Below are 18,857 nucleotides of genomic sequence, written 5' to 3' on the forward strand. Positions count from 1 at the left end.
CGGCGACCTCATGCGGTCAGGGCATTCAAAGGCACACGTCCCCAGCGAATCACAGAATACCACATCTTTTAGACGCTTTCGGAGGGAAAAAGACTCGGCGCGGGCTCGCGCAGGGTCTCTCCCCGCGCTCCGTCCTGATGGCGGGGACAGCGCCGGAGGTGGATATCTTTGCCTGCGGAGCCGTAATCGTGGCCGCAATGGCCGCAGCGAAGGTGATAGATCGTCTGTCCGGGAAAGGAATCCGAGGGGAATCCAGTTCGGGAGATGACGGTCTGGCCGTGTTTATTCTTGTATCCGGGGTCTGTGGTCTGAAATCGAGGCATAGTCTTGGGAGCAACGCATAGGTGAGAGCAGAGATTTATCCGTTATGGGAATTCAGACGGATTGCGAATTTTGTTGAAGCCACCCTGCTAACTCGGCTTCAGTCAAGTCACCTGCTGCGAGCGCATAAAAAGTGAGATACCGCATCTCCTGAGACGCGGCGAGAATGATTCCATTTTGCTTGAGAAAGCTCAGACAGACGACAAACGCGGTGCGCTTATTGCCATCTACGAACGCGTGATTTTTTGCCAGACCATAGGCATAAGAGGCGGCGAGCTGGTAGAGCGTAGCGGTCGGCTCTGAATAGGCAAAGAGATTTCTTGGCCGGTCCATTGCCGACTCGAAGAGGCCCTGATCGCGAATGCCGGTGGCGCCCCCGTGCTCGGCCAACTGAAGCTGATGGATGACGCGAGCCTCTTCGTTGTCGATCCAGATTGGCGCTTTCACTCAGCCAGCCGCCGCAGGACATCGCGATTTTCCTGCATGATGGACTTCGCTATCTCTATTTTTTCGGCAAAATCAGGTTGGTAAGGACTGAGCTCGAAGCCGGTGGGCGTCTCCGTAACGTAGAGCTGATCCCCCTTGGAGACGTGCAATTTTGCAAGAAGTTCTTTCGATAGAATGATTCCCGTTGAATTTCCGATCGTTGTAACTTTCACAATGGACATGAATAAGCCCTCGACCTAAGTATAACGCTTGTTATACACAGTGTCAGCTTTCGAGCCCCGGGGATGACCTTCGAATGCGGGCCAGCAGTGATGCGGGGCGGAGGAAGTTGGGATAGTGCAACATGCTGGCGGCAAATGCCGGGAACGTGTCCTGAGAGATGCGCAGGGAGGCCGGGACGACGTACAGGTTCATGACAATCTCGGAGACCAGCAGCGACGCGGCGGCCCCGTAAAGGCCGAACGCACGAGCGAGGAAGTAGCAGAGCGTGCAAGCGATGCTGGTTCCTGCGACGTAGAAGGTGGCGAGCCGCTGATGCTGATTGGTCGACGTCATCAGCACCGAACTGGTGGACCAGAGCGCGTAGAGAACCACGACCAGCAGAAGGATATCGAGCAGCATGCGGCTGGGAGGGACGTGGCCTCCGGTCCAATGGTGAAGGAACCATGGGCCGACGGTCATCATGCCCAGAACGACGATGAAGGCGACGATCAGTGCCAATTGGCAGGCGCGGCGCAGCAGGGAGCGGACGAGCGGATAGTTTCTTGCCCCATAAGCGATCGACATCTCGGGTTCGAAGGTGCTGTTGACCATCTGGACCATTTGTAGAGCGACGCGGGAGACGGTGCGTGCCGTGCCGAAGACGACGACGGCGGTGGGGCCAAGAGCGTATCCAACGGCCAGCAGGGTGCCTTGAAGGTTCAACGCGTTGCCGATGGGAAAGCCCATGAATGCAATGGCAGGACGGGCAAGGGCGCGGATCTCGGCGAAGCTGGCGTGCTTCCAGCCGTATTCGATCCAGGGGATATCTCGCCGGACGAGGACGCAGAGGATGATGGTGCCCGTGACATTGGCGCAGGCGAAGACAAAGGCAGCGATGCGCGGGCCTGCGTGGAAGACCACGGCGAGGATCATGCAGGTGAAGGCGGAGAGCGAGAAGACGCTCTTGATGAAGGAGCCGTAGGGATAGCGGCCGATGCAGCGATAAGCCGACTGCAAGAGCTGTTCGAACTGGCCCAGCATGACCGAGACGCCCAGGTAAAAGATGATCCATTTGGCGTCGGATGGGGTGATGTTGTGAATTTTTAGAAGGTAGGCGGCGGGAACGTAGTACAGAACGATGCTCAACAGGGCGATCACGGCGCTGCAGATCATGGCGATGAGCCACCAGCAGCTCTGGAAGACGCGCAGCGCGCCCTGACGGTCCTCGCGAGCGACCATCATAGTCATCTCGTTGCCGGCGACGCTGCCGAAGCCTATGTTGCTGAAACTAAGGTAGGAAGGGATGGAGCTGAGGATCATCCACTCGCCATAGACGGGTACGGCCCAGAAGTGAAGGAAGACCGGGACCTGGACGAGCTGAATGATGGTTGAAGCTAATCTGCTGATCCAGTTGGAGATAAACCCAAGGGTCAAGCGGCGTTTTACGGAACTATCCATGCGTCGTCGTTGGCCTCAGATGTCAGTTTACCGGGTGCGATATTTTTTGGGCTTCAAGGGATTGTTTAAAACGATGGAATTGGGTGCGCTACTGAACAAGCAACGACAAATACAGGGGTCTCTCCACTGCGCTTCGCTCCGGTCGAGATGACGTGTATTGGGTCAGCGCTGGCGGATGGTTCGGTCGATCTGGGCTCTTTCGGCGGCGAGCTTATTTGACATATCGTGATCGCCACGGCGGTCCGCTTCAGCCATGAGGGTGCGGACCTCGCGCTGACGACGTTCGAGGTATCTGGTTTCGAGAGTGTGGAGAGCGTGTTCGACCTGCTCGGTCATGGATTGGGCGTCGGATCGGGCGTCGGCCTCGGCGGGGTCTTCGTGGTGCTGAAGGGCGAGGGCCAGCAGAGTGTGGCTCTGCGGGTCCTGTGCGGCATCGAGCGGGTTGGGCGGAACGGGCGCGTTGGCCAGTGTCTCTATGAGGGCGGCAGCGGGAAGGTTCTCGTACCACTCGGGATGCTGCGAGAGCTGATCGGCGGCGAGGATGCGAGCGGGATCGTGCTCAGGAAGCACAAGGGCGCGGAGGAGAATGCGCTCGTTCTCGCTGGCCGGGTCGGCTTTGTGCGAGCGAACGCTTTCGACGCGCTGGGCGGCGGCCTGCTTGATCTCCTGCCGGAGAATCTGGGAGTCGATGCCTAGCTTCTGCGCGGCGTCGGCGGCGAACTCGTCGCGGTGGATGCGGTTGGGCATGCGACGAATGTGAGGCAGCAGGAAGTTGAGCGCCTTGACCTTGGCGTCGGCGGTGCGTGCGGGGAAGAGCTGGCGGGCGCGGTCGATGAGGTAGTCGGAATATCGCTTGGCTCCGCGCAACGCAGCCATGTAGGCCTGAACACCTTGTTCGCGGACGAAGCGATCGGGGTCGAGGCCGCCATCAAGGGTGACGACCTTCACCTCAAAGTCCTCTTCGGTGAGCAGAGCGATGGACTTTTCTGCGGCGGTCTGTCCGGCGCCGTCGGGGTCAAAATTAACGATGACCTTTTTGGTAAAGCGGCCGAGCAGGCGTACCTGCATCTCAGTGAACGCAGTGCCGGAGGTTGCGACGACGGGCTGCACGCCGGCCATGTAGACGGAGATACAGTCCATCTGGCCTTCGACCAGGACGGCAAAATCGCTGGTGCGGATAGCGGCCTTGGCCTTGTCGAGATTGAAGAGGACTTGGCCCTTGGTATAGAGCGGCGTCTCCGGCGAGTTCATGTACTTGGCGATGTCGCGGCCCTTTTCGTCCTGGCCATCGAGGGCGCGGGCGGTGAAGGCGATGGTCTTTCCCTGCTCGTTAGCGATGGGGAAGGTGATGCGCTTGCGAAAGCGGGCGTAGAGCTGGCCGTGGGAGCCGTCCGCCTGCTCCTTGGCGCTGAAGAGGCCGCTGGCACGCATGGCCTCTTCGTTGAAGTGCGGCTTGAGGCGGTCGCGCATGTCGTTGAAGTCATCGGGCGCGTAGCCGATGCGGAACTTGGCGATGGTCTCGGGGGTGACGCCGCGGCCGGTGAGGTACTCGCGGGCGCGGGCGGCTTCGGGAGATTTGAGCTGCGCCTCAAAATATTGGGTCGCGGCCTCGTGGATGTCCATGAGCTGACGGCGCAGTCCGGCTTCGCGTGCCTCTTCGGGCGAGTTGAACTCGCGCTTGGGCAGCGGGATGCCGCACTTGGCGGCGACGGTGCGGATGGCCTCGGGGAAGCTAACGTTTTCGAGCTTCATGACGAAGGTGAAGACATCGCCCTTCTCGTGGCAGCCGAAGCAGTAGAAGTAGCCGTGGTTCGCGTTGACGGAGAAGGAGCCGGTCTTCTCCTTGTGAAAGGGACATAGCCCGGTGTAGTTCTGCGCGCCGGTCTTGCGCAGCTTCACGTAGTCGCCAATGATCTTGACGATGTCGGCCTGCTGCTTGACGGTCTGGGCGAAGTTGTCGGACATGCTGGGTGGAAGTATCAGTTTAGATGAGAGGTGGTTTGGACGTGGACTTCGATTACCTTCGACGTAATTGCGGGTGATTCCGGGAGAGTCGATATTGAGAAGGTAACAACTCTGAATAGCGAGAGGAAAACTTATGACGACACTGACCATTACGAAGACCGCACCGCCGGAGTGGCTGCTGGCTTTCTGGAAAGAAATCGATGACAAAACCTTTGGCAAAGGCTTTGACTGTTTTGTGGAGGACGCTACCTGCCGCCTTGGCGTTGCGGAATGGAATGGCCGCGAGCAGATTCGCGAGAGCCTGCGCGCATTTATCGATACGGGCTTCACCGCACATCACGATGTGACCGAATACTGGGATGGCGGCTCGATCAAAATCTTTCGCGGCATCGTCACCATGAGACCCGATGACAGCAGCCAGAAGACGGTGAAGCCTGTGATGACGCATTTCTTTTACATGGACGAGGCAGATCCCTCGAAGGTCCGTAGCTGGGTTGGATCGGTAGGCCCTGTCCAGTTTTGAGGCGCAATGTCTGGTTTGCGCTGAATCCTGCGCTCTCGCTGTCGGGAGCCGATTTAGCGCAAACTAGAGATGCCAGTTATAAACGATGCGAACGGAGTTCGATGAATTCCTCAAACCAGATGACACAGCAGACAGAGCATGCGTTGGGGGAGCTGCTTCGCTACTGGAGACAGCAGCGAGGAAAGAGCCAGCTCGATCTATCGCTCGATGCCGGAGTTTCGCAACGCCATATCAGTTTTGTGGAAAGCGGCCGCAGTGTTCCCAGCAGGGAGTTGTTGTTGAGTCTGGCGAAGACGCTGGACGTTCCTCTTCGCGAACAGAACGCTCTTTTGCTTGCGTCTGGATACGCTCCGGTGTTCGTCGAAAGCAAGTGGGACGCGCCGGAGATGACCGTCGTCGCGAGGGCGATCGATCGCATGTTGGCGCAGCATGAACCGCACCCGGCCCTGTTGATGGATCGCTACTGGAACGTACTGAAGACGAACGAAGCCGCACCACGTTTTTTTGGTTCGTTCGTGGATCTGTCGGCTCGGAAAAGCCCGCGAAATATTCTTCATCTGATGTTCGATCCAGAGGGGATGCGGCCTTTTATCGAAGATTGGGAAGATCTGGCTTCGGGCCTGTTACAGCGGGTGCAACGAGAAGCTATAGGTCACGTCACCGATAGGAAAACGATCGAATTGCTGGACGCCTTGAAGAAATATCCCGGAGTGAAAGAACTGAGCGTGACCCGGAAGAGTCAAGCTCCGGTGTTGTCGATGACCTTCGTAAAAAACGGCAAGAGGTCTTCGTATTTTTCTATGGTCTCGACGATTGGCTTACCGCAAGATATTACGGCGCAGGAGTTTCGGTTGGAATGCTTGTTTCCTGTAGAGTGACGGTGCATCGCGAGGCCGGTAATGCGGACGCCGCAAACAGAGGCATTTATCTGGCGTCCCGATCATCTCATCTACAGTTTTTGCAGAGAGGGCGGCGGAACGGGTCGGCCAGAGTCGATGAATGAAGGCAATGCCATGAAGGAGCAAGTACGCAATCACGTCAACCGCAAGCTAAGTGAGTCCGACGGAGCGCCCGCCGAGCCCGCCGGGGCAGTCTCGGGAGAGTTTGTCACTGAGACGTTCGAGTACGACGGTGGACGGCAGGTCACGGTATACGTTCCACCGGACACGCCCGAAGCAATCGTCTTCGCCGCCGACGGTCAGGGAATCTCGAAGTGGGGCCGGTTGCTTGAGCAGGCCGACGTACCGTCCACAATGATCGTCGGTGTACATAGGCTGACCGATGAGACGCTGCGGCTCCATGAGTACTCCCCGGGGTTCGAGCCGGAGCGGTTCGCGGCACACGAGAAGTTCTTCGTCGAGGACGTTCGCCGCTGGACGGAGTCGCGGTTTGGCGTGGCGCTGCCCACTGAACGTACCGCAGTATTCGGCGTCTCGGCGGGTGCAGAGCTGGCCCTCGCTCTTGGGCTGCGGCATCCACATATCTACGGTGCGGTCTTCTGCGCCTCGCCTGGCGGCGGTTACAAGCCGCCCGGCGTTATGCCGAGTTCGCTTCCGCGCACATACCTTGTCGCTGGCACACAGGAGCCGTTCTTCCTCGAGAACGCAAGGAGGTGGGCGGACGCGCTGCGCGATGCAGATGCGGATGTCGTTATGAATGAGCGAGCTGGATCGCACGGTGGAGCATTCTGGAGAGAAGAGTTCCCGCTGATGGTGGCCTGGGCATTCGGGTGATGATGCATCCCGGTGTGGCTGACACAATGCGACCGGGACGTTGGCTTTGCCCTACGAATATCCTGCTTTTGAGGGAGCGCAGGGCGTAGACTGGTAACATCACTGAAAAATACCAGCTATTTAGAAGAAGAATGGCATGGTTTTGCCCTTCCTGCTGCGACGGAAAGTTGCGTTGAGCTGTACGATCGACCGCTCTGCAACGGTTTAAAGCGAACAAGATACTGCACTTCACCCGCGAATTCAGCAGAACATGAGCCTGAGGCGCCGCAAAGAATGGGAGATTCCCGTGCGCTCAGAACTAATTTTTCGTGCCAAAGAGACTGTTGCCAACAAGTACAAGCTCTGCCAGACAGCCTCCAAAGCCACCCGGCGGCTCCATATTTCCTCGCGAAACACACCGCACACGATCAACGATGCCTTTGTGCGGATCGCCGATGGCTCTGACCTTCCCCTCTCTGTCGAATTGATTCCATTGTCGTCGTAGTCTGCATTGGCAGATCAGGTAGCACCGTTCCGGCGTGCGAGTTATCCTTTCCACAGGAGGGAGCTCGATGTTCCGTACCGCCTTCAGGCATAGCTCAGGCGTCTTTTTGCTTGTGGCTATCGCTGCGGTTGCCGGGCTCGCGCCGACTCCTGCGTGGGCGGTGAAGCCAGCGAGCACCTTGCCTGCTGTGGCGCCGGCTGCCAGCGCTTCGACGCCAGCGCCGGATTCAGACGATGACGACCAAGTTTCACAACGGATGGTGATCGGCGACTTCAACCACGACGGCGTTGCCGATATGGCGGAAGCTGTTCCCGCTGCCACCGGAACGGCAGTTTTGACGATATCGCTGGGGCAGGCAGACGGCTCCTTCAAGCAGTTGGCGTCGATGCCTTTACCGGGGCGCAATCCTATGGATATCGTTGTCGGCGACTTCAACCAGGATGGCATTCCGGACCTGCTGGTAGGAGACGATGACGGAACGCTGACACTATTTCTGGGCGATGGGACGGGGAAGATGATCTCTGCTGGCGCAGTGGCGCATGTGGGCTCTGTGGTGTCGATTGCGGTGGGCGACTTCAACCACGATGGCATTCTGGATGTGGCCGTCTCGGACTGGCGCTCGAGTTCGGTAGCAATACTGCTTGGCATTGGAAAAGGTTCGCTACGGAGTGCAGGATCTTTTCCTCTGCGAATGGCGGGGAAGACTCCTCACGTAACAGTCGCGGACTTCAATGGAGACGGCATTCCTGACCTGGCAGTGGTGTACGACGATGACGATGGGGGCACCTACGACGTGATGCTGGGCAATGGAAGCGGCGCTTTTACGTTTGCGCCCAGTCTGAGCCTGGCGAGAGACCCGAACTCTCATTGCGTTACCTAGCCGCGCATTACCGATTAAGAACATGCTTGCTTGAAATCCTAACTCCCCTATTTTGATGGCGAATCGAATGCGCAAGCGGTAGGCTTGTGGCTGTTCAGGGAGCGGTGTTTTTTATGACGAAGACGCTTGAAGTAAAAGAGCGGTTTGCCCTGGGACAGGAGCGGCGCAAGCAGATGCGCCGTACCGTCCATGCGGAGTGGAAGGCCAGCGAGCGCAAGGAGCATCCGCTGAAGCTGCTGGCGGCGTCGATGCGCGGCAGGGTTCCGGCGCTGGTGACGCTGAAGTATCAGCGCATGGCGCTTTCTCCCTTTGGATACTTTCGCGGCGCAGTGCCGGTGATGGCGTATGACCTTTCGTTGGTGGGCAATACGGGGATACTGAGCCAACTGTGCGGCGACGCGCATGTGCGCAACCTGGGCGCGTATGCCGGACCGGACGGTCGGCTGGTCTTCGACATCAACGACTTTGACGAGTCGCTGGTGGGGCCGTTCGAGTGGGATGTAAAGCGGATGGCCACCAGCCTGATCCTGGCGGGACGCGAGGCGGGAGTGAAGGGCGTGCATTGCCGTGATGCGGCGGCGGTCTTTCTGGAGCGCTACCGGTATTGCATCACGGCGTTTGTACGGATGCCGTTGCTGGAGGTGGCACGTTATCAGGTGCATCGGCTGAAGAACGTGTCTCCGGTGGAGGGGATTCTGCGGCTGGCGGAGAGGGCGACGCCGATGCATACGCTGTCTGAGTTGACGGAGGTGGTGAAGGCTGCTGGTCAGCAGAAGAGCCGCGTGTTCAAGACCATCGCTCCAGTGCTGACGCGAGTGAAGGGACGAGAGGCGGAACGAGTTGTAGCTTCGCTGGAGCTGTATGCGGAGAGTCTGCTGCGCGAGCGGCGGCATCTCTTCTCGCAGTACAGGCCGGTCGATGTGGCGTTCAAGGTGGTGGGGACGGGATCGGTGGGGCTGCGCGACTACTGCGTTTACATGGAGGGCAATGGCGCGAAAGATCCACTGTTCATCCAGATCAAGGAAGAGGTGGCATCGGCCTATGCGCCTTACATCGGGAAGGTGAATGGGGGCAAGGGGCTATCGAACCATAGGGGGAAATATCACCAGGGCCGTCGCGCGGTGGAGGGTCAGCGCGCGATGCAGATGCAGTCCGATCCTTTTCTGGGATGGACGACGATCGATGGGCGCGAGTATATGGTGCGTCAGCTCAACGATCACAAGGCATCGATTCAGGTAGTGGATTTGAAGGCCGGGCTGCTGGAGTATGCGAACGTGTGTGGAGAGCTGCTGGCGCGGGGCCATGCGCGGTCGGGCGACTGCCTGATGCTGGGAGGATATCTTGGCAAGTCTTCGCGGTTCGATGAGGCCGTCGTAAAGTTTGCAGAGGCCTATGCGAATCAGACAGAGAAGGACTGGCATGAGCTGGTGCAATCGATGAAAAAGTCAGGGAAGAAAGCCGCGAGTGGAAAAGACGCTTCATAAGTAGCGATCAGGCACGGGCCTCGGCGCAGGAAGAGGCTGCGATGCGTCTGGGCTCACGGCAGGGTGGAGTTGCACCTAGAATGATGAGAGGTGCTGAGCCAACAACAACTCGACCAGGTATGCGTGGTGCTGGTGCGGGCGCGCAATCCAAATAACATTGGAGCGGTGGCGCGAGCGATGCACGACTTTGGATTTCGCCATCTGCGCGTGGTGAACGAGTACGCTGTGCCGTTTGCCACAGCGCGTTCCGCCATCGATGCCTCCGAAGTGCTGGCTGGCGCGAAAGAGTTTGGCAGCGTAGCCGAGGCAGTTGCCGACTGCACGCTGGTGGTGGGAACGACGGCGGTGGGTGAGCGGGCCTTGCTGCATCCGCTCCATGCGCCGCCTGAGGCCGCTGTGGAGATTGGTAATGCGCTGGCGAGCGAGGGACGGGTGGCGCTGTTGTTCGGCTCAGAGAAGACAGGGTTGAGCAACGACGAGTTGAGCCATTGTCACTGGCTGTTGACCATTCCCATGAAAGAACATGAGGACGTGCGGCACCCCTCTATGAATTTGGGCCACGCCGCAGCAGTCTGCCTGTATGAGCTGGTGCGCGAGACGGGAGTACATCGTGGAGTGGGCGTTTCGGTTGTGGCCGAGGCCGGGGAAGTAGAGCGGCTGACGGCGTTGCTGACCGAGGTGCTCGAGCAGACGGGCTATACGCGGAGGCATCCTGCGAATTGCGATGAGGCACAGATAAGACGGCTGGTTTTGCGCATGGGTGTGTCGGCGAACGATGTGCCGGTGTGGATGGGGATTCTGCGGCAGGTATTGTGGAAGGCGCGCGGTGCTGAGGCAGGCAAGGAATAGGTTGGGAGGTTGTTTGATGTTGACTGGCAAGGGTTGGCTGGTAGTCGTGGTTGGATGCTGTCTGTCGCTGAGTGCGGCGGCGCAGGGGAGACAGCTTACGACGGAAGACTATGCGCGCGCGGAAAAATTCATGGACTACAACGTCAATCCGCTGGTGCTCCACACGGTGGAGCATGTGAAGTTTATGGCGGATGGCCGCTTCTGGTATCGGGATCGCGGGGTGGAGGGTGCGGAGTTTGAAGTGGTCGATCCGGCACATGGGACGAAGGTTGCAGCATTCGATCGCGAAAAGCTTGCAGCAGCGATGTCGGCTGCGATGCAGGGAAAGATGGTGCTCGATGCACGCGCTCTGACGATTACTGATCTCGCATTGGAGGAGGGTGGACGCGTCGCGGTTGTGAATATCGATGGCGAGACGATGCGCTGCGAGTTGGGTGATACGGACAAGTGTGAAGTAGTTACAGTGCCGGTGAAGGATGCTGTGGCGGCAAGATTGTTTTCGGAAGGGCATGGTGTAGCCGAGGCCGATATCTCTCCGGATGGAGAGAAGATTGCGTTTATTCGCGACTACAACCTGTGGGTCCGCGATATGACCACGGGCAAAGAGACACAGTTGACCAGGGACGGCGTGAAGGACTTTGGCTACGCGACGGATAATGCGGGATGGCAGCAGACCGATAGCGCTATCGTGGCGTGGTCGCCGGACTCGAAGAAGATTGCGACGTTTCAGCAGGACCAGCGCAAGGACGGCGAGATGTATCTGGTGCCGGTGACGAATGGGCACCCGGTGTTGAGGGCGTGGAAGTATCCGCTGGTGGGCGACGCCGATGTGACGATGATCGAGCGCGTGATTATCGATGTGGGCAAGCGCAAGGTGATCCGGTTGAAGATGCCGCCGGACCAACACCGTTCTACCTTGTGCGATGACGTGAGCTGCGAGCCTACAAAGACCTGGGATGATGTGCAGTGGAGCCAGGACGGAAAGCATCTCGCGTTTGTCTCGACCTCGCGCGATCATAAGCAGGAGTGGCTGCGCGTGGCCGATGCAGAGAACGGCGATGTGCGCGATGTGATGCAGGAGACCGTGGCGACCTACTTCGAGAGCGGCAACGGCAAGGTCAACTGGAAGTATCTGCCACAGTCGAATGAGGTGCTGTGGTTCAGCGAACGCGACAACTGGGGCCAGATGTATCTGTACGACCTGACGACCGGCAAGCTGAAGAACCAGATCACGCATGGCGACGGCAACGTAACGCAGGTGCTGCATGTGGATGAGAAGGCGCGGAAGATTTATTTTCTCGCGGTCGGCAAAGAGACAGGACGCGATCCTTATTTTTCGAGCTACTACAGCATCAACTTTGATGGCACAGGACAGAAGCTATTGGCGCCGGAGGATGCAGACCATGCGGTGACTTCATCGCCCGATGGCCGCTATTTTGTCGATGTGTATTCGACGCCAACAAAGCCGCAGACAGCGGTAGTTCGAGACAGCAATGGCAAGATCATTAGCGAAGTAGCCAAGCAGGATATTTCGCAACTACTGGCTGCGGGTTGGGCTCCACCAACGCCGATTACGGTGAAGGCACGCGATGGCAAGGCCGATCTTTATGGCTTGATGTTCAAGCCGACGAACTTCGATGCAGCAAAAAAATATCCGATTGTGAATCATGTCTATCCGGGGCCGCAGACCGGCTCGTGCGGCAGCCGTAGCTTCGCTGCGGCGCACCACGACAACGAGTCATTGGCAGAGCTTGGGTTTGTGGTGGTGTGTATCGACGGCATGGGAACGCCGTGGCGGTCGAAGGCGTTTCACGATTTCTATGACGACAATCTTGGCGACGACACGATTCCCGATCAGATCGCGGGGATGAAGGAGCTTGCGACTAGATACTCGTTCATCGATATCGACCGCGCGGGCATCTATGGCCACTCGGGCGGCGGCAATGCGACGGTCTCTGCGATGTTTCACTATCCTGATTTCTTCAAGGTAGGCATCGCAGAGAGTGGCAACCATGACAATCGCGACTATGAAGATGACTGGGCAGAGAAGTGGGCGGGGCTTGAGGTAAAGCACAGCGATGGAAGCAGCAACTACGACAGTCAGGCCAATCAGAACTATGCGAAGAATCTGAAGGGGCATCTGCTGCTGGTGCATGGAACGATGGACAACAATGTGCCGATGAATAACACGCTGCTAGTGGTCGATGCGCTCATCAAGGCGAACAAGGATTTCGATCTGCTGTTGATTCCGAATGTGGCGCACGCCTATGACACGGCTAATCTTTATATGACGCGGCGGCGGTGGGATTATTTTGTGCGCTATCTTGCAGGCGATATTCCGCCGCATGAGTACGAGATGAAGCCATATGTTGCGGCGCAGGCGGCGCTTGCCCTTGGGCAGTGACGCGAGAGAACCAAGGCCCGGCAGAGTACGGACGAAACGTTCTCTGCCGGGTAATCTGATTTATTTATTCAACAATCTTGCCATCGGCAGGAGTCGCCGGATTCGAAGGATTCGGCTCCGCGCCTGTTACCTGCCAGCCGTTGCTGGTGTTGGTCAGGGTGGTGTGTCCGGTTTGTGGGCCGCTCACATCGGCGTGGAGTTGCGGGTAGGCGTTCTGGGTCTCGGCGGCAGTGGCCCAGGCGGGTGCGTCGGCCAGCGCGTAGTGATACGTGATCTGGGTGGTGGCGCCGACAGCAGAGGTGGTGGGTGTCGAGCTATCGATGCTGGTCACCTTGCGATGGCCATAGCAGAAGTTGCCGAAGCCGGGTTGCGTTACATCCACAGTCCAAACGGAGCGGCCATTACTGGAGAGATCGTAGTTGTTGACCTGCTTGCTCGAGATAATGAGCTTGGGCTTTTCAACCGTGGTGCGCGTGAGCAGGCCCTGATCGACGAGGGCGTCGTAGCCTGTGGTCTTGCTGGTGTCGGAGGTGTCGGCCTGGACGGGGAACTTCACCGAATCGGGCCACAGACAGGCGGGGTGCGCACTGTAGTAGGTGTCGACGGCGTTCTTGAAGTTCATGGTGTTATCGGCTTTCTTGTTGCAGCCGGTGGCCAGCAAAGCAACTGCGCCGCACAGGGCTGCAGTGTGCATCGTGGATCGAATGGTGCGCAAATTCATTGAACAGTCTCCTCTTGTCCCTACTTCTTGGGCTTCGTTTCTCTATGTGGGATGCAGAAGAGCGGTTGTGGGTCTTATGTCTCTGGGGTTGCCTGAGGACTGGCAGTTTCTTAGATAAGAAGGCCGATATTTCTTACATATAATCGACGCCGTACTGCACGGGAATCTGCGTAAAGGCGATGCGCGTCGGCGCGGATTCGCGGGCGGGAAGCATCCCCGCGAAGTGCAGCGTGGTGTGACCGTACTTGAGGTTGAGCTTGTCCATGGTGGCGGAGAGCTCGGCGCGGTTGTTGGGATCGGTGAAGAGTTCTGCCTGATATTCGCTCTCGGGAATGAGATTGCGCAGCGTGACCCCGACGAAGAATGGCCTTTGAAAATCTTCTCCCTGTGGACGCTGGCTCCAGATGCCGCGCAGCACTTCGAGCAGCGTCAGCGTGTCGCGGCAGTCGCGGAAGCGTGCCTCCATACCCCAGCCGGAGTGAGTGAGGCCGCTGAAGTGGCGTTTCGTCTTCATGCGTGCGGCTTGCTCCTTCGTCATGGCAAAGCGTATCGTCACAGCCATGGAGCCGGTGTAGAAGTTCTCCATGCGGAGGCGCATTGCGGCCTTGTGCAGCAGCTTGTGGGCGACGGCCCATGCGCCTTCCTGTGAGCGAAACTCTGGCGCCATGACGTGTGAGTGACCCAGCGATTTCTGCACGCCGGTGGAGACGGGAGCGCCGTCGTCGCCGCTCTCTGCTCCGCGCAGCCAGTGGTAGAGGCGATCGCCCCATATGCTGTCCCAGAGCTTGTGCATGCCGTTGCGGTCGAGCGCGAGCAACTGCTCCATGGTGTGGATGCCCTTGGTGTTGAGACGCACTTCGGTCCTTGCACCGACGCCGGGCAGGTCGCGCAGCTCGAGATGCGCGATGGCGCGGGGCAGTTGCGAGGGCAGCAGGCCGATGAGGCCGTCGGGTTTCTGCATGTCGCTTGCGATCTTGGCGAGGTAGCGGTTGGGAGCCATGCCGATGGAGCAGCGCAGGGCTTCGCCCACATTTTTGTAGATCGATTGCTTGATTTCGAGGGCGATCTTTCTCGCTCGCGGCGGCTCCTGCTCGCGCCCCATTAACTCGCAGGACATCTCATCAATCGAGGGTGTGTGTGCCACGGGACAGACCAACTCCACTGCCTTGGAGATGCGTGCCGAGTAGTCGGCATAGACCGCGTGATCGCCTTCGATCAGCACAATGTCCGGGCAGATTCGCTTGGCTTCGCCGACCTGAGTTCCGGTCTTGATCTTAAGTTCCTTCGCCTCGTAACTCGCGGCAATGCAGCAGGTCGTGTCCGCCATGGTAGGTACGACTGCCAACGGGCGGCCGCGATATTCGGGATGCAACTGCTGCTCGACCGACGCGAAGAAGCTGTTGAGATCGATGTGCAGGAAGGTGAACCGATCGGGTTGGGTAGGGAGCGACATAGGCGAATTCATCTCAATTATATTCGCTATATCTTCGCTATGAATTAAGTTTGCTTCAATCGGAGAATGGCTGGTTCGACGACTCGCCAGCGCTACTCATTGGGCCGAGCCGCTGCTAGAATCGCTCTTCTATGGGCCTTCCCGATCAGTCTGTCGTACCTGTTGCCAAACCTGCGCTGCACCAGTCAAAACTGGCTGAACTAGCGGTGCGCCATGCTATTGCCGAAGAGGGCGGAGGGCCGGAGCGACGCGAGCGCGAACGCAAGTCAGGCAAGCTCTCTGCGCGGGAGCGTGTGGAGTTTCTTTTAGACGAGGGCACGTTCGAAGAGACCGACAAGTTCGTCACCCATCGTGCGACCGACTTTGGCATGGATACGCAGCGCGTTCCCGGCGACGGCTTCATCACTGGCTATGGACGGGTGCAGGGGCGCGTGGTGTTCGTCTTCGCGCAGGACTTCACCGTCTTTGGTGGCTCGCTGTCGGAGGCGAACGCCGCGAAGATCGTCAAGATCATGGACATGGCCATGAAGGTAGGCGCGCCGATTGTGGGGCTGAACGACTCCGGCGGCGCGCGCATTCAGGAAGGAGTCGTCTCGCTGGCAGGCTACACGGACATCTTTCTGCGCAATACGCTGGCGAGCGGTGTGGTGCCGCAGATCTCAGCCATCCTCGGGCCGTGCGCAGGGGGAGCGGTGTATTCGCCTGCGATCACGGACTTCACCTTGATGACGGAGAAGACGAGCTACATGTTCGTCACCGGGCCGGACGTCATCAAGACCGTAACCCATGAAGACGTGACCAAAGACGCGCTGGGTGGCGCGGTGACGCACAATGAGATTTCGGGCGTGGCGCACTTCATGGCGCACGACGATCAGGAGTGCCTCGCGATGGTGCGCGAGTTGCTGGGTTTTCTGCCGTCGAACAATCTCGACGATCCCCCGCGCAAAGCCACGCAGGACGATCCTGCACGCGCCGATGCTGCGCTCGACAGCATTATTCCGGAGGAAAGCAATCAGCCTTATGACATGGTCGATGTCATCTCGCGCGTGGTCGATGATGGCTACTTCTTTCAGGTGCAGGAGCACTTTGCGCGAAACATCGTCGTCGGCTTCGCTCGCATGGCTGGGCGGCCAGTAGGCATTGTCGCCAATCAACCTGCGTTTCTTGCCGGTGTGCTCGACATCAACGCCAGCGTGAAAGGCGCGCGCTTTGTGCGATTCTGCGATGCCTTCAACATTCCGCTGATTACGTTTGAAGATGTGCCGGGCTTCATGCCGGGCATTCAGCAGGAGCATGGCGGCATCATTCGCCATGGCGCGAAGCTGCTCTACGCTTTTGCCGAGGCGACGGTGCCCAAGCTGACGGTGATCACGCGCAAGGCCTATGGCGGGGCGTATTGCGTGATGAGCTCCAAGCATCTTCGCACCGATCTGAACCTTGCGTGGCCGACGGCGGAGATCGCGGTGATGGGGCCGGAAGGCGCGGTGAACATCGTCTACAAGCGCGAGCTGGACGCTGTGCTGCGCCGCGCCGAGGCCATCATGCCGCAGGGCGTCTCCCTCAGCGAGGAGCAGAAACTGGAAGTTCTCGCCGAGGCGCGCAAAGAGAAGGTAGAGGAGTTCCGCGAACGGTTTGCCAACCCTTATGTCGCGGCGGAGCGCGGATATATCGATGCCGTGATTCGTCCCAGCGAGACGCGGCGGCGGCTGAACTCCGCGCTTGATATGCTGGCGACGAAACGGGACAAAAATCCTGCGAAAAAACACGGGAACATACCGCTGTGAAGCCGATCAGCACGGCGAATGCCGAGCACTATCTTTGGGGGGACGCTTGCGACGGCTGGCATCTCGTTCGTACGGACGAGCTAAATATCATCGAAGAAAAGATGCCGACGGGCACCTCCGAAAACCGTCATCTTCACGTTCGCGCACGCCAGTTTTTCTATGTGCTTGAAGGAGAGCTGACGATGGAGATCGAGCGCGAAGAGTTTGTGCTGCGTGTGGGAGATGGCGTCGAGATCGCTCCCGGAAAAGCACACCAGGCGTTCAACCGAAGTGAGAAGAGCACATGTTTTCTGGTGACCAGTCAGCCGCCAAGCCATGGTGATCGCGTGGAACAGGCCTATTGAGCCTGCTCCAGCGCGATAAAAGTGTGATGGAAAAAGCGTTGATCAGTTCAGCGCTCTTTTTCCGTTAACCTTCAGTCCACCTTGAGATTAAAGTGGAAGGCATTTCTGCTCTCGAAGGAGCTGATGTTCTTGGTTTTGCTCTTCTTGCCATTGATCTCGGCCCACAGCTCGTAGTCGGTGTTTTGCGAGAGCTGGCCGAAGCGATACGTGCCGTCGGCTCCGGTAATCTTGCTCATCACCGAGAGCGTGTGGTCATCCTTGAGATAGACGACAGCTCCTTTGAGCGGAGCCTCCGACTTGTCGAGGACTTTGCCGTCGATGGTACGCTGCGCAGGGCCGCGATTCTGCGCTACAGAGATTTGGGGCAGAACAAGGCAGCATGAAGCAGCCAGACAAATAGTCAGGGCCACCTTGCCAGCAAAGGAACGGAGCGAAAGACGGGTACGCTTCATAGGCTTCAGTATACGGCTTATCCTTTGATAGGGCTGCCGTTACTCATCTTCCTCTTCACTGACCGGCGTGGCATCTTCGTCGTCGTATCCAGAGACGTCGACGGGAGCAAGCTCCAGCGGATCGACCGACACAATCTCGAGATCAAGGCCGCATTCGTCGCATTGCAGGGTCTCGCCTTCTTCTGCCTCATCGGTATCGATGACAATCGGGTTATCGCATTCGGGACATACAACAGCCATGATAGGAGCCTCCGGGGGTTTGGGCCTGCTGCCCGCCTATAGGATGTAGGTACGGTGCTCGCAGACGCATCAATCTATCTATTTAGCGGTCATCCGGCGCGTTCGTCAAGCACACGTTTTTGCGGCGGTTTCCGACTGCGCATTTGATCGCCAATCGCACAGGTTTCGATTGCGGAAAGTCATGGTGCAATCGGTTAGACGATGGAAACGCTCTTGCGGTATTCGTGTTGAAATAGAGACAGATACACATGCCCCGTTCCGGCCCCATGTCGTTAGCGCTACCTCCCTTTGCAGGGGCGACGCGCCGCCTTGTCTTTGCCAACCTCATCGCGTTCTTCGGCTTTGCCTTATTCGGATGGGTGGCACCGCGCCCGGTCGGCATTCTGCTCGGGCATCTTGCCCTTGTTCCCGCTGCCGTGTTCCGTGGCGAGGTCTGGCAACTGATCACCTATGGCTTTATGCCGATGGGCATTCTGGGCACACTCTTCGCCATGCTGACGCTGTGGTTTATCGGCGCTTACCTCGAAGACATGCGCGGCTCTCGCTGGCTGATGGAGCTTTATCTTTTCTCCACCGCCGCCGGGGCGCTGCTCGCATCGCTGCTGACGCTGGTGCATCTCTTCGGGCTTCGGCCGGAGCTGATCGCGCTGGGCGCCTGGTCGCCGATCTTCGCGCTGATGGTGGCCTTCTCGGTCATCGCCGGCGATCAGGAGATATTGTTCTTCTTTTTTATCCGCATGAAGGCGAAGTACCTCGTCTGGATTTATATCGTCTTCTGCATCGCGATTCTCCTCAAAGGCGACGACCGCTTCGGCGCACTCACCGAGCTTTCGGGCGCGCTCATGGGCTATGTCTTTACAAGATTTGCACCGCGCCGGGGATTGGCTCTCGGGCTGAGTGAACGCTACTTCGGTGTGAGGAACGATTATTACCGTTGGAAGCGACGCCGGGCTGCGAAGAAGTTCCAGGTCTACATGCGCAAGCAGAACCGCGAGGTCCACTTCGACAAGGACGGCCGCTACGTCGATCCCGACGAGCTGCGCAAAGACCCTAACGATAAGCGCTGGATGAATTAATTTAGGCAACAGAAGAGAGGCCACCCGCGATGGAGTGG

General features: G+C 58.5%; 20 protein-coding genes. 11 read left to right on the top strand and 9 right to left on the bottom strand.

From position 1 onward, the window contains the following. Nucleotides 1-68: 68 nt before the first annotated feature. From GSQ81_RS15845 to dnaG, 5 genes are all read right to left on the bottom strand, one after another. Nucleotides 69-323 carry a hypothetical protein gene (locus GSQ81_RS15845; protein ID WP_158911634.1) on the bottom strand — a complete coding sequence of 85 codons (255 nt, stop codon included), beginning with the start codon at nt 321-323 and terminating at the stop codon, nt 69-71. 52 nt (nt 324-375) lie between these two features. After that, nucleotides 376-768 (bottom strand): type II toxin-antitoxin system death-on-curing family toxin, encoded by a 393-nt coding sequence (locus tag GSQ81_RS15850; RefSeq protein ID WP_158911635.1) that lies wholly within the window; start codon nt 766-768, stop codon nt 376-378. Next, nucleotides 765-989, bottom strand: a complete 225-nt coding sequence (locus tag GSQ81_RS15855; RefSeq protein ID WP_158911636.1) for an AbrB/MazE/SpoVT family DNA-binding domain-containing protein — start codon at nt 987-989, stop codon at nt 765-767. Before GSQ81_RS15855 ends, GSQ81_RS15850 begins: the two co-directional genes overlap by 4 nt. Nucleotides 990-1,032: 43 nt before the next feature. Continuing rightward, on the bottom strand, nt 1,033-2,427 hold the full coding sequence (locus GSQ81_RS15860; protein WP_158911637.1) for a lipopolysaccharide biosynthesis protein: 1,395 nt from the start codon (nt 2,425-2,427) through the stop codon (nt 1,033-1,035). Between the two features lie 162 nt (nt 2,428-2,589). After that, complete coding sequence (dnaG, locus tag GSQ81_RS15865) at nt 2,590-4,392, bottom strand: DNA primase (RefSeq protein WP_158911638.1); 1,803 nt, start codon at nt 4,390-4,392, stop codon at nt 2,590-2,592. 133 nt (nt 4,393-4,525) lie between these two features. On the opposite strand from dnaG, the gene GSQ81_RS15870 reads away from it, so the two are divergent. The 8 genes from GSQ81_RS15870 to GSQ81_RS15905 all read left to right on the top strand — a co-directional run bounded on the left by GSQ81_RS15870 (nt 4,526) and on the right by GSQ81_RS15905 (nt 12,749). After that, complete coding sequence (locus GSQ81_RS15870) at nt 4,526-4,915, top strand: nuclear transport factor 2 family protein (protein ID WP_158911639.1); 390 nt, start codon at nt 4,526-4,528, stop codon at nt 4,913-4,915. Between the two features lie 101 nt (nt 4,916-5,016). Further along, nucleotides 5,017-5,793, top strand: coding sequence for a helix-turn-helix domain-containing protein (locus tag GSQ81_RS15875; RefSeq protein WP_158911640.1), 777 nt, complete (start codon nt 5,017-5,019; stop codon nt 5,791-5,793). A gap of 135 nt (nt 5,794-5,928) precedes the next feature. Continuing rightward, entirely contained in the window at nt 5,929-6,648 is a 720-nt protein-coding gene (locus GSQ81_RS15880) for an esterase family protein (RefSeq protein WP_158911641.1), read from the top strand. Nucleotides 6,649-6,934: 286 nt separating this feature from the next. After that, nucleotides 6,935-7,132: a DNA-directed RNA polymerase subunit omega gene (locus GSQ81_RS19835; RefSeq protein ID WP_216846452.1), complete on the top strand. Its 198-nt coding sequence runs from the start codon at nt 6,935-6,937 to the stop codon at nt 7,130-7,132. Nucleotides 7,133-7,199: 67 nt separating this feature from the next. Further along, entirely contained in the window at nt 7,200-8,012 is an 813-nt protein-coding gene (locus GSQ81_RS15890; RefSeq protein ID WP_158911642.1) for a VCBS repeat-containing protein, read from the top strand. A gap of 113 nt (nt 8,013-8,125) precedes the next feature. Next, nucleotides 8,126-9,496, top strand: coding sequence for a DUF2252 domain-containing protein (locus tag GSQ81_RS15895; protein ID WP_158911643.1), 1,371 nt, complete (start codon nt 8,126-8,128; stop codon nt 9,494-9,496). 90 nt (nt 9,497-9,586) lie between these two features. Further along, nucleotides 9,587-10,345 carry an RNA methyltransferase gene (locus GSQ81_RS15900; RefSeq protein ID WP_158911644.1) on the top strand — a complete coding sequence of 253 codons (759 nt, stop codon included), beginning with the start codon at nt 9,587-9,589 and terminating at the stop codon, nt 10,343-10,345. Between the two features lie 16 nt (nt 10,346-10,361). Beyond that, nucleotides 10,362-12,749, top strand: a complete 2,388-nt coding sequence (locus GSQ81_RS15905) for a DPP IV N-terminal domain-containing protein (protein WP_254060234.1) — start codon at nt 10,362-10,364, stop codon at nt 12,747-12,749. 64 nt (nt 12,750-12,813) lie between these two features. On the opposite strand, the gene GSQ81_RS15910 is transcribed toward GSQ81_RS15905, so the two are convergent. Continuing rightward, a complete protein-coding gene (locus tag GSQ81_RS15910) occupies nt 12,814-13,470 on the bottom strand; it encodes a hypothetical protein (protein WP_254060235.1) in 657 nt (218 codons plus the stop codon). Nucleotides 13,471-13,603: 133 nt separating this feature from the next. Further along, nucleotides 13,604-14,923 carry a DNA polymerase gene (locus GSQ81_RS15915; RefSeq protein WP_158911645.1) on the bottom strand — a complete coding sequence of 440 codons (1,320 nt, stop codon included), beginning with the start codon at nt 14,921-14,923 and terminating at the stop codon, nt 13,604-13,606. 131 nt (nt 14,924-15,054) lie between these two features. On the opposite strand from GSQ81_RS15915, the gene GSQ81_RS15920 reads away from it, so the two are divergent. Next, complete coding sequence (locus tag GSQ81_RS15920; RefSeq protein WP_158911646.1) at nt 15,055-16,707, top strand: acyl-CoA carboxylase subunit beta; 1,653 nt, start codon at nt 15,055-15,057, stop codon at nt 16,705-16,707. Then, nucleotides 16,704-17,051: a cupin domain-containing protein gene (locus GSQ81_RS15925; RefSeq protein ID WP_158911647.1), complete on the top strand. Its 348-nt coding sequence runs from the start codon at nt 16,704-16,706 to the stop codon at nt 17,049-17,051. The genes GSQ81_RS15920 and GSQ81_RS15925 overlap by 4 nt, the downstream gene beginning before the upstream one ends. 71 nt (nt 17,052-17,122) lie before the next feature. On the opposite strand, the gene GSQ81_RS15930 is transcribed toward GSQ81_RS15925, so the two are convergent. Beyond that, nucleotides 17,123-17,503 (bottom strand): carboxypeptidase-like regulatory domain-containing protein, encoded by a 381-nt coding sequence (locus tag GSQ81_RS15930; protein WP_158911648.1) that lies wholly within the window; start codon nt 17,501-17,503, stop codon nt 17,123-17,125. 39 nt (nt 17,504-17,542) lie between these two features. Next, nucleotides 17,543-17,743 carry a hypothetical protein gene (locus GSQ81_RS15935; protein ID WP_158911649.1) on the bottom strand — a complete coding sequence of 67 codons (201 nt, stop codon included), beginning with the start codon at nt 17,741-17,743 and terminating at the stop codon, nt 17,543-17,545. A 248-nt stretch (nt 17,744-17,991) separates the two neighbouring features. Here GSQ81_RS15935 and GSQ81_RS15940 point away from each other — a divergent pair, with 248 nt between their 5' ends. Further along, entirely contained in the window at nt 17,992-18,819 is an 828-nt protein-coding gene (locus tag GSQ81_RS15940) for a rhomboid family intramembrane serine protease (protein ID WP_158911650.1), read from the top strand. Nucleotides 18,820-18,857: the final 38 nt, after the last annotated feature.

It is taken from the genome of Granulicella sp. L56 (assembly GCF_009765835.1).
Taxonomy (GTDB): Bacteria; Acidobacteriota; Terriglobia; order Terriglobales; family Acidobacteriaceae; genus Edaphobacter.